A 12,011-nucleotide genomic window follows, 5' to 3' on the forward strand; every position below is an offset into this window, starting at 1 on the left:
AAAGTGAATATACAGCACTACAGCTCGCTGAAATGGCCGATCAGCAACAGATTGTTGAGTATTTAATGAACTTATAATGTTCAATTCATAAAAACTGCGTAATAAAAAAGAGAACCCCATCTTTATGGTGGGGATTCTTCGTATTATGAAGCATTTAATACGCGCTTTAGCATCTTTTCATGTTGCTTAACTTGTTTAGCATATCGTTTACCTTGGCGTTTCATTTTTCGATTATTTTCATAATTTGTCGGTCCGACATTATAGTAAGCTAATGCTTTTTTCCAACTACCTGCTGATTGTTCATATTTGGCTAGTATATGTGTACCACACTGAATATTAATGGATTCATCATATAAATTTCCAGGACAGGATTGTTGCCAATAGCGAGGAATAACTTGTGTCAGTCCTACTGCACCTGCTGATGAAGTTACATTGCTACGGTATGAGGATTCTTGTCTAATTGTTGCTGCAATGAGTAAGGGATCGACATTATAACGATCTGCATTTTGCACAATAATGGGAGCGATTCGGTCTGCTGTACTTGGAGTAACGCGATACGCTTGTTGAATACCCGCAGATAATTTAGTTGCTCGTTTTTGTACAGAGCCACCACCTAATGATGAACATGCAGTAATGAATAAGACTGAACTGATGAGGGATATTTTGAAAAAATGATTAAATAAAAACGGGGTATTCATAAAAATTTATTTTTCACTTCACAAGGTTGAATGTAAAAGTTGAGATCAAAATAGAGTCTAGCATTTATTATTTTTATAAAAGTATCTATCCTGTTAATTTATTGTGAGTTAAAGCAAAAACTTAGCTTTGCTTTAACTTGATCAAAAATAAATTGCTAACCGTTGTATAAAGGATAAATTGAATGGCTGACTAAAGGGCCAAAGGTGAGTTTATTCATGATGTATTGAAAAATTTAGCTCCACCAATATCTTAAAATATGAAAAAAAATAGGCGCCGAAAAGCAAATAGAATCAATACGATCAAGCATTCCACCATGTCCTTGAATGAGTTGCCCCCAATCTTTTACACCACGGTCACGTTTAATGGCTGACATCACTAAGCCACCAAAGAAGCCAAAAATACAAACAATAAAACCAATCACAGTCGCTTGTAGATAACTAAAGGGTGTTAACCATGCCATTGAAACTCCTAAAGCTGTTGCAAGAATAACACCACCAATCAGACCTTCAAGTGTTTTTGATGGTGATAATATAGGTGCAACTTTATGTTTTCCAAATAATTTTCCACAAACATACTGTAAAACATCCGAGGCTTGAACCACCATAATGAGCCAAATAGCGAGCCAAATTTTTTCGCCTTCAAATCCTGGTAATTTTAAATTCATGAGTGCAGGAACGTGAGATATGCAAAAAACACTCACCATCAATCCCCATTGAATTTTAGAACTGCGCTCTAGGAAATGAGTAGTATCTTCTTGTTTTAAGCTTGCAATTGGAATCAGTAAAAAGACGTATAATGGAATAAAAATAGAGTACAGCCCATACCAATCGATATAAACGAGATAATATTGGTAGGGAATTACGAAGTAAAATGCAATGAGTAATGGAAAATAATCACCTCGTCTTGTCGGTAAAAGGCTGATAAATTCACGTAATGCAAAAAGAGAAATGAATCCAAATAGAATAATAAAAGCAGTATTGCCGAGTGCAATGGCAGACCCAATGACGATGAGCATGACCCACCACGCATTAATACGTGCATTTAAGTTTTCAATAACAGCAGAAGGTTGTTCACCCGATCTTTTTTTTAGAATAAGTCCAACAGATGAGGCAAAAATAAGAATAGTTGTAAATATTGCGAATAGTAAATAGGTTTTATCTAGATTATTTAAGATCATTGATATTCAACCTCTTTTAATTTTAATAATTCTTGTTGTGCATAGTCTAAAAAATCTTTTTTATCCATTTCCATGTGCTGTTCTAATGGCGACCCAAAAATGATGGTTGAAAGTAAAGGCAGGGGAACAAGTGCACCTTTAGGCATGACACGTTTTAAATTTGAAATCCAAACAGGAATAATATCAATGTCAGGGAACTCACGATGTAAATTGTATAAACCACTTTTAAAAGGGAGAAGTTCGACATCATCTTCTAAATTTCGTGTACCTTCAGGGAAAAAGATAATCGAATAACCTTGTTTTAATACATCTTTAATGGGTTGTAAGGGATCTTCATCATTTTCACGATTACGTTTTATTGTAACTCCATTGAATGTATCTTGAATTAAAAATCGACGGAATCCATCTTTTGTCCAATAATCAGAAGCTGCAACAGGACGTGTACATCTGCGCATATCTTTGGGGAGTGATGACCAAAGTAGAATAAAATCGATATGACTATTGTGATTGGCAAAATAAATACGTTGTTTTAATTCGGGTTCACAACCGACCCATAAACTGCGAGCACCTGTAAGTAAACGTGCACCACGTCGAGTTAAGAAAGCAATAAAACGTGCAACAGAATGGCTCGCAATGTTGGATTGTGGTAGGTCTGAATCTTTAATTTGTTGCTGATTTAACGTGTTTTTAGTCATGATCAGAACCGAAATTTATATATATAAATTATTTGAAATTTGCTTATTAAAGCAAAAAATTGCATGGTAGGTAAAGTGAATTGTAGTTTAAATCATGGATTTAAAATTAAAAACTAAATATATTGAGTTGAGATGTTTTTGAGTCACAATCATTTGAATAAATAATTTAGGCTTAACAGAGCGAGCTTTGCGACTTATAATAGTCATCTATTTTTACTGCGGTAATATTGATGACACCTGCATGCAAAACATTGAAATCAAAAAAGATTGAGTTTTCTATTCATGAATATGAGCATGATGTAAATGCAAAGAGTTTTGGCTTAGAAGCAGCTGAAAAATTAGGCTTAGAGGTTGAAGAAGTCTTTAAAACTTTAATGGTCACGGACGATAAAAATTATTTTGTGGCTATTTTACCGGTGAATCATCAGTTGAGTTTAAAGAAAGTCGCAGGGGCTTTTGGCTGTAAAAAACTGCATATGGCAGATCCAAAAGTTGCTGAGCGTTTAACAGGGTATTTGGTCGGTGGAATTAGTCCAATTGGTCAGAAAAAACGTTTAAAAACAGTGATTGATGCCTCTGCAAAAGCATTAAATAAAATGTATGTGAGTGGAGGGAAACGGGGTTTAGATGTTGGGTTAAAACCACAAGATTTATCTGAAGTATTATCTGCTGAGTTCGTTGATATTTTGGATGAATAACCTGTATTTTTACTCGTTAAATTTAGTTGAAAAATAATGTTACTCACAATGTTACTCAAAAAAGTATTTCTCATAAAAAAAACCACCTAGATGGTGGTTTTGTCGCTAAATTAAATATCCATAACTACAGACTGAACATAAGAATTGAGCCAATAACTCTTTTTACCATCCTGATGTTGTTTTGTATAATGAGCATCTCTAATTCTAGCATCCGAGGTTTCTAGTTCAATATTAAATAATTTTGCAAACTCAGCACGACCTATACGTCTTTTATTTTGCTGTGTGAAAGTTTGTTTTTAAAATTTGCATTTCATTAAATATAGCCTGAAGTAAGTCGCGATCTTTTTATGTAAGCATATCCATCATACTACTCCCTCAAACAGTTCATAAGTCAAAATTTTTTTAAATATTAGTGTTGCACAGCTAAGTCATTATAATTCAGTGATGAGGCACATGGTACAGGAGAGAAACCTTCGGACTATCAAGATCGCTTGGGTGCTATTGCAAGCATGGAAGCTCAGTTAGCAAAGTCGATTACATCTTTAATTATCTATGGTGAACATGCCAAGAGTGACTATGAATTTATACGAAATCATTTGGCTATAATTATGATGAATGAGGCATATCAAGATAAGAGGCGTGAGCCTAAGTATATCTCTATTTATCACTTGTTCTGATTGGTGGCAGGAATGGTAATTGATTTTGCAGTTAATCCAGATCTCGAAGGTAATTTTACTCCACAAAGGCGTTTCTACTATACAGGTATAAAATTATATCAAATGTCAGTAAATGCTTATATTCAAAGATGGAAGTAACATGAAAATTTGATGGTTATTGTTTTAGAGATATCCATTAAATGTACTTCAGAAGCTGTAGAAAAATATAGTAAAGAAACCCACAAAGAAGCAAAAAATTAAAGTTAGCAATGTTCTGCTGATAGATAAATAGGAATGCAGATGTATAGTTGTATGGGTGATGATCTGAATGCCAGATTGTTGAGAAGGATGGTTTCCAATTCAAAGTAGATCTAGAGAATGTTAAAAGCCCAGTTTACTGTAGACAGTCTGTAGTCTTAGATTGTCAAGTTTATAGATTTGGGTTTTTAAGTGCAGTGACGTTTCATGATGCTACAAGCAATGCTGAGAATATTGTAAGGCAAAAAGCTAAAAGTTAGAGTTGAATATATTGAAAGGCACTTAGACGTTTTTTATGACGGGGCTTTATTTAACGTACTTGTTACATACTTAAGAAGGTTGTAAAGGCAAACAACATGAATAAATGATGATTAAAGTGCTTCAGTAGCAGTTAGAAGACACTTACAAATTTATAAAATTCTATGTGTTTAGTTTTATCAGGAAATAAGCTACATTTTTATATGTTTGTCGTATTTTATTTTTGACCAAATGTTAAATTATTTCTGAAAATTGGGTTGTTAAATGACTCAACCAAATGTATTTATGACATGCGTAAGCAATATCTCAACTATTATTCTACATCCGAAGAAGACATTAAAAAGGCAATAAAAGTAATTTCAACTAATTATTGAAATTACCTTTTTTATTTTAAATCTAAACTTATTTATAGAAGTAGTAAAATCCATAATGAATAATACATATAGAACTAACGAGCAAAGAAAAGACGCCTTAAAAATTGCTGCTGTTGATATATATCATCCTAAAACAGTTCGTGATAATGACTATTTTCTAAGACGATTTCAAAGCAATGATAAAGTTAAGGGAATCTTGGAAAAAGTAGGGCGTGACAAGAGATATGTTATTGTTGAAAATGAAGAAAATGCTTTAACTATGGCAATTAACGCTTCAAAAAAAGTATTAGAAAATCATAATATTATTGATGGCGATATTGATATTATTATTTTTGCATCAACGACATTAGAATACCTATCTCCCACTAATGCACTGTGGCTACATTCAGCTCTAAAATTAAAAAAAGAATGTGTTTGTTTTGATATAAATGCAAATTGTCTAGGTATGTTTTTAGCATTAGAACAAGCATCAGTTTTGTTGAAATCTAAAGAGTCGTACAAGCGAGCTTTAGTTATAGGTGCTGATCACCTAAGTAAGATAGGTAGTGAAGATGAGCCAATACCATCAATTATTGTTGGAGATGCGGCGGCTGCAATTATAATTGAAAAGGTTTGGGATGATTCAGAGTCTGGAATGATTGATCGTGCTTACCAGACAGATAGTAGCTTTGCACATACAATTGTTTTACCTCCAAAAGGTTTTTCTTATTCTGAGAGTGTAAATGAAAAAATTCATTGGGCTGCATTTAGTGGTATTGAAAGCGTTGATTATGCAGCAGTTGCACTTGATGAATTGTTAGAAAAAAATAACTTAAAATTAGAAGATATCTCATGTTTTTTACTTTCACAATTTACGAAGATGAATATTGATATTCTTCAAGAAAAAAAGAATATTCCGTGGGAAAAAATTGAATATATTGGGGATGTATATGGATATACAGGAGCAAATAGCTTATTCATTGCGTATGCAAGTAGGCTTAAAAAAGGGTTGATAAAATCAGGTGATATTATTGTATTGTGGACTTTGGGAGCAGGATATCAGACTGGGTTAATGCTTTGGAGGCTATAGAATATTAGATAATAGTATTTTACTATAGCTATTTAAAAACAGAAATCCACCTTCGGGTGGTATTTTTTATGCTAAATAAATTACTGCACATAAAATCCGCTCTCCTCTTAGGTATTTAGCGTTTCCTTTTTTAATATAATATGAGTTATTATTAGTTAGCATAGCACTATTGGTATTTAAGTAATTACTTATAATATATGGTTATTTGAATTATCTTCAAAAATAAATATAAATACCTATAATAAATATACAATTAAACAAGGAAGAATAAATCATGAAATCTATATTACTTCTAATAACTTTAATGGGTGTTGTGACATTATAGGTTGCAGTGCAAATCAATCCAGTCAGGGCACTGTATCCCTGTTCCACCCACTGTAGGGACTGTTCCATCCATTAATAGTACTGACATTATATCTCGTAAATTTACATTTAGTGAAGCTGATTTAAGACCCGTGATGAATAGCTCAAGACCATCTGCAGTTATTATGTTTGACATAGGTATTAATGCTAAAAAATACAATAAAGCACTATGTAAGGGATTTGTTAAATTACAGACACCTGATGAGGCGGAAGAATCTACATCTGTTTCTATCGAAGATCAAGTAGTAACAAAAGTTCCAGTCACTAAAGAAATAGATCAAAACACAATAGACTGTGATGTGATTTTACAAGTTTATGACTATGACCTAGCTAGCCAGGAATTATCGCAATTGAATGCTGCTTTAACCAAATCATCAGGACCATTTATTGCCGTATATAATCCAAACTCAACTAAAATTGATCAACTAATAGATTTAAGAGGAACATCAGTTAAGGATTTGGAAAAGTTTGGTGAAAACTGGAGCTCAATTTTTACAGATGCAAACTCAAAATATATAGCAACTAAACAAACGAATCAAAAGTTCGAAATATTTTCTTTTATTAAGACTTTCTTTAAAGGAACTGTTTGTGTAACTGATCCTAATTTAGTTTATATCTTCAATGAGCCTGCGGGTAAAATTGTAGATATTGTTTGTAAAAGTCAATTAACGGCATAATGCTTTAATACTAAATTAAACCCTTTGAATCAAACAGCAGATCTGATTTAAGGGTTTTTTATGGGCGAAATTTATGGATGTTGACAGATATTTTTGGAAAACTAACAGACGCCAACGCAAAAAAATCAAGAACTAAGCCATTACCTAAAGCAAAAGAAAAATACTTAGAAGCTGAAGAATGCTTATTTCAAGAGCTAGAAGAAAATCTAATTGGGTACCGCAGAAAATTTCAATTTGAATCAACTAGAAATTGGCGATTTGATTTCTATATTGTGAAGCTGAATCTGCTTATAGAAATTGCCGGCAGTTCATGGTCAGTTGGACGTGGTGGCAAGAAGATAGCAAATGCATTTAATAAGTATGATTTGGCTGAGAATATGGGCTACACATTTGTACGTCTTGAGCCTCATCAAATTGAGTCGGGTTATGCAATCAATTGGATTCAAGGGCAGTTTGGAGAGATTAGAAGATGAAACAGATCAGACCATTTCCATCGACGGATCAAATTGATCGAACAGAGGAAGAAGAAACAATACGCCTAGAACCTCTGTGGATCTAAAAGAATGGATGATTAAAAACTTTCTAACTATTGGCGGTGCACTTCATAATTCTGACCATGACCATATTGCAGAATTACTCCACGATGATGAAACCTTTTAGCATTTGCATCATCTGCATGTATGGTTAAATAGAGAATGGTATTGGGTCAATGTGAAAAAGTGATGTTTAATCAAGGCGGATGGCATAAAGCTCGTCAAGAACAGCAGATGCGGGGCTGGTTTGGATTTGTACCTGTTGTCCTCATTACCGTTGATGCGAGTTTCTGTGAACACTCGAATGAGTGTGAATTCTGCGCTTTGATTGAGCATGAGTTTTACCAGATTGGTGTAGAACGTGATGAATATGGTGAACCAATAACGATCATATTGGCTTAAAGGTGGGGCAAGGTTGCAGGAGCTTGTGAATAGACGGGCTGTAGAAAGGAAGTTATTTGAGAAAGCCCTCTAGAGGGCTATTTCACATAAGCAGAATTATATTAAATGGACTGTTATGAGGAGACACTCTATCTAACTTGAATTGTTAAAATATAGATACAAATTTTCCAATGATTTTTTTATATTAATTAGATATTCTTCATAAATATATAAAATTATATTTATTAAAAAAATGAATCATCAAATTAAATTATTCGGCAAAGCCCTACCTAAAAGTCCATCTGGAACATCTTATTTATGGTTTGACTCCTTATGTGGTCATGAGAAGATAAGTGAGCTGTTCGAGTATCAGCTTATTGTTAAAGTCCGTGATGAGTTCAATAATCCTGTGCATGGTTATCAGGGACTTGAAGGGTTTACTTCTAAAAAAAAGGCAGATAATGGTGGGCCTCCAGCATCCGATCTGAATCTACAAAGTTTAATTGGTACAGAAATTACAGTTTGTGTTCGCCTAGATGGATTCAAACTAAATTCTTCACAACTGGCACCAATTAATAATCTCGACAATGAAAATACCTATCAGAACAGTTTTAATGGTGCCCGTTTCTTTCGAGGTATAGTAAGCCGTGTTGAAGTGTTGCCTGTACGTAACCGTCATGCCACCTATAAAGTAACTCTAGTACCTTGGTTATGGTTGCTGACTAAAACCACAAATTATAAGATTTTTCAAAAAAAAAATGTCCTGCAAATTATAGAGGAAGTGCTGGAACGTTATCCTTTCCATGTGGAATATCGTTGTAGTGGCTCTTATTCCACATTGGATTTTCAGGTGCAGTACGGTGAAGATGATTTTTCATTTATTCAACGGCTTATGCAGGAATTTTCATTAAACTTCCATTTTGAGCATAGCCGTAACCATCTGACACTGATTATTTCGGATCACAATGCAGCCTATAAGGAAATGGATGCCGAAGGTTATCGCAACTTGATAATCTATCCTCCGAACCAGCGGTTTCCCCATCGGGCAGAATATATTGAATTTTTTGAGCCTGCTCAGCAGTTAGTCAGTGGTAAGGTTCAGCTCAGTGATTATCAATTTAAAAAGGTAAATCTGGTGCAGACCGCAAAGGATGACTTCCAATGGAATCACGATTTTGCGGAACAGGAAATTTACGAATGGCAGCAAGGTGATTTTATTTCTGCTGAAAATGGCGGCAAACTGAAAGCTAAACAACATGTGGAACAACTCTATCAGCATGGTTATCGGGCAAAAGGAAAAGGGCATTTAAAGGGTTTACAGACGGGTTTCCGTTTTAATCTGGAAAATCATCCGAACAGTGACTCTAACCGTGGTTGGCTGATACTGGGAACACAGACAACCATTCAAGATATCAGTGAAGAAAAAGCGGATCATCATTTTTATGATTCTGTTGTTGAGTTTATTGCTCAGCCTGATGAGTTTATTTTAAGACCAGATCGTACCTTGGATAAACCGAGTGGCCGACCACAGACAGCGATTGTTGTTGGACCTCCTGATGAGGAAATCCATACAGATCAGTTTGGACGGGTGAAAGTTAAGTTTCACTGGGATCGTTTACATCCAAGTAGTCAATCAAGTGATGAGGATGGCATATTTGGCGAAAATGATGGAACGAATACCTGTTGGCTTCGGGTAGGGACTGCATGGGCAGGAAACAACTATGGAACAATTCATCTTCCTCGTATTGGGCAGGAAGTCATCGTAGATTTTTTCAATGGTGATCCTGATATGCCATTTGTGTCAGGTAGATTAGCCAATCCTGACAATATGCCATTGTGGGATCTTCCTGATCAAAAGGCCCTTTCAGGTATTAAATCTCGAGAATTGGGGGGAAGCCAGGCAAATCAATTGGTGATGGATGATACCAGTGGTCAGGTACAGGTTCATTTAAAATCTGACCATCAGTCGAGTGAACTGAACCTAGGATATATCACCCGTATTCCTGATCAGAGCGGGCGTAAGGATTACCGTGGTGAAGGTTTTGAACTTCGAACGGACGGGCATGGTGTAATTCGTTCTGGGCAAGGTTTAATCCTATCTACCTATGCCAAAGCCAATGCGGAAAGCTATGCAAAATCAATAAATGAAACAATTCAACAGTTAACAAATGCAACTGATATACATAAATTACACACTCAAACAGCAATCAGCCATAAAGCAGATGAACGCAGTATAGATAAAACAGCTCAAGCTAAACTTGCAAAACAGTTGCAAAGTATAAAAGGTCAAGAGCAGAAAAAATTCTCTGAATTATCTGATCCACAAATTGTAGTTGCTGCATCAAGTGGAGTTGCGATTGTTTCTGAAAAAACTATTCATTTCTCAAGTAAAGAGCATATAGCCCTAACGACGAAAAAAGATATCAGTTTGGTCAGTGAAAATAATTTATTTGCTAGTGTAGCTAAAGGTATAACTTTATTTGCGCAAAATTTGGGAGCAAGGATATTTACAGCTAAAGGTAAAATAGAAATTGAAGCGCAAAGTGACGATATAGAGATCATTGCAGATCAAAATATTAAACTACTTAGTTTAAAGAAAAAAATAGAAATCGTTGCTGCTGAAGAGATTTTATTTAATGTCAATGGTAACTATATCAAAATTGATAAAAATGGTATTGAGCAAGGGACTCAAAATAATTGGGTTGTACATGCAAACAGACATAAATTTGAATCAGAAAAAACATTGTCCTATGTCCTGCCTGCTTTTAAAGGAACCAATGATGAAGCATTTCGCATATTGGATGATAAAGGCAATGCTTTGACTGGGTTTAGATATAAAATCGTGATTGGCGATAATGAACAAGTCTTTCGTGGTGAAACAGATGAGAAAGGCTTTACTTCTAGGATCAATAGTGGGTTTGACTCTAAAAAAGTCACCATATACCAAGATGTGGATGAGCAAATAGAAAGTGCTTCTGAAAGTGGAACTGAAGATAATAATGAGAAAGGAGAAGAATAATGGCTGATATGCAAAAAAAATCAGGTCAACAACCATTACAAACTGGCAATACTACGCCTCCAGGCAATACTCATGTCGATGCAAAAATAAAAACATTTACAGTGCATATTTTTTTTGATGGAACGGGGAATAATCGTTTTAATACAGAGATATATCGTGAAAATAAAAATAATGCACCCAAAGGTAGTGTTAGTTATGAAAATTATTATTCTAATGTGGCACTACTGTTTATGGCGATGAAAGAAACACCAACAGTTAGGAAAATTTATATTGAAGGTGCCGGAACTAACAAAGGAAAAAAAGATGCTGAGGTGTTTGGTATGGGGTTGGCTATTTCAAATACAGGTAGGGAGGATCGTGTTAATGAAGCACTTAAAAATTTAGAGGCAATTACTATAAATATAGCGCCAGATATAGTTGTTATCAATGTTTATGGCTTTAGCCGTGGTGCGGCTTGGGCAAGAAATTTTTGCTATCTTTTTAAGTCGCCGAAAAGTAAATGGAAAAAGTCAAAAATTAATTTTGTGGGAATATTTGATACAGTTTCATCAGATCAGTTGAGTGTTTATAATGATGTTCAAGAGTTAGGGCTTGATATTGGAAAACCTCAAGGCATTAATTATATAGCACATTTAACGGCGCAAAATGATTATCGGCATAATTTCCCATTAACTCGAATTCGTGGTGCTTTAAAAGATGGTATTGGTTTTGAATGTAGTTTTCCTGGTGCACACTCTGATATAGGTGGCGGATATTCTGAGAAGGCTAGTGAAAAAAAAATGTTATCTTTAATAAATGATCCGTTGTTAGCAAATAAACTTAAAAATGAATATATAAGTTATAAATGGTTTTTGGATAAAGGATATTATAATGAATCACAATTTAAACAAAACCATGCACAAGTCCAAAAAAATGGTATGGGAAATGATTTTGATATGAATTATATGAGTCAAGGCGTAGGAAGAGGAATAGGTATAACAAGTAAAGAATATGGAGAGAGGACTGTATATTTTCATTATCAATTTATTACTTGTAATATCATGTTTGAAATAGCAAAGAGAAAAGCACAGTATGTATTGATATACGCTGAATTATCAGGAGACTTTCCCTTGGGAGATTCTAGGCAGCCAACTTATAAAAGTCTTCGGCCATTT

Annotated in this window: 8 protein-coding genes and 2 pseudogenes; 7 read left to right on the top strand and 3 right to left on the bottom strand. The window is 34.5% G+C overall.

Features of this window, described 5'->3' with window-relative positions:
- Window positions 1-143: 143 nt before the first annotated feature.
- The 3 genes from ACK2M2_RS15525 to ACK2M2_RS15535 form a co-directional block, all read right to left on the bottom strand.
- Window positions 144-698 carry a lytic transglycosylase domain-containing protein gene (locus ACK2M2_RS15525; protein ID WP_419349751.1) on the bottom strand — a complete coding sequence of 185 codons (555 nt, stop codon included), beginning with the start codon at window positions 696-698 and terminating at the stop codon, window positions 144-146.
- 233 nt (window positions 699-931) lie between these two features.
- On the bottom strand, window positions 932-1,876 hold the full coding sequence (locus tag ACK2M2_RS15530) for a phosphatidate cytidylyltransferase (protein WP_409512955.1): 945 nt from the start codon (window positions 1,874-1,876) through the stop codon (window positions 932-934).
- A complete protein-coding gene (locus ACK2M2_RS15535) occupies window positions 1,873-2,571 on the bottom strand; it encodes a lysophospholipid acyltransferase family protein (RefSeq protein WP_419349753.1) in 699 nt (232 codons plus the stop codon). Before ACK2M2_RS15535 ends, ACK2M2_RS15530 begins: the two co-directional genes overlap by 4 nt.
- 230 nt (window positions 2,572-2,801) lie before the next feature.
- Between ACK2M2_RS15535 and ybaK the strand changes: the two genes are divergently transcribed.
- From ybaK to ACK2M2_RS15570, 7 genes and pseudogenes are all read left to right on the top strand, one after another.
- Complete coding sequence (gene ybaK / locus ACK2M2_RS15540; protein WP_409512957.1) at window positions 2,802-3,269, top strand: Cys-tRNA(Pro) deacylase; 468 nt, start codon at window positions 2,802-2,804, stop codon at window positions 3,267-3,269.
- A 1,601-nt stretch (window positions 3,270-4,870) separates the two neighbouring features.
- Window positions 4,871-5,884 (top strand): 3-oxoacyl-[acyl-carrier-protein] synthase III C-terminal domain-containing protein, encoded by a 1,014-nt coding sequence (locus ACK2M2_RS15545; RefSeq protein ID WP_419349755.1) that lies wholly within the window; start codon window positions 4,871-4,873, stop codon window positions 5,882-5,884.
- Window positions 5,885-6,342: 458 nt separating this feature from the next.
- Window positions 6,343-6,924 carry a hypothetical protein gene (locus ACK2M2_RS15550; RefSeq protein WP_419349757.1) on the top strand — a complete coding sequence of 194 codons (582 nt, stop codon included), beginning with the start codon at window positions 6,343-6,345 and terminating at the stop codon, window positions 6,922-6,924.
- Between the two features lie 73 nt (window positions 6,925-6,997).
- Window positions 6,998-7,434, top strand: a pseudogene (locus ACK2M2_RS15555) (hypothetical protein).
- Window positions 7,394-7,835, top strand: a pseudogene (locus ACK2M2_RS15560) (putative metallopeptidase); the annotation flags it as partial. The pseudogenes ACK2M2_RS15555 and ACK2M2_RS15560, both read left to right, overlap by 41 nt.
- A 256-nt stretch (window positions 7,836-8,091) precedes the next feature.
- Entirely contained in the window at window positions 8,092-10,857 is a 2,766-nt protein-coding gene (locus ACK2M2_RS15565; protein WP_419349759.1) for a type VI secretion system Vgr family protein, read from the top strand.
- Window positions 10,857-12,011 (top strand): phospholipase effector Tle1 domain-containing protein (locus ACK2M2_RS15570; protein WP_419349761.1); only part of this gene is annotated, 1,155 nt, incomplete at its 3' end. The genes ACK2M2_RS15565 and ACK2M2_RS15570, both read left to right, overlap by 1 nt.

The sequence above is a fragment of the Acinetobacter sp. TY1 genome (assembly GCF_048551395.1).
In the GTDB taxonomy this organism is placed as follows: domain Bacteria; phylum Pseudomonadota; class Gammaproteobacteria; order Pseudomonadales; family Moraxellaceae; genus Acinetobacter.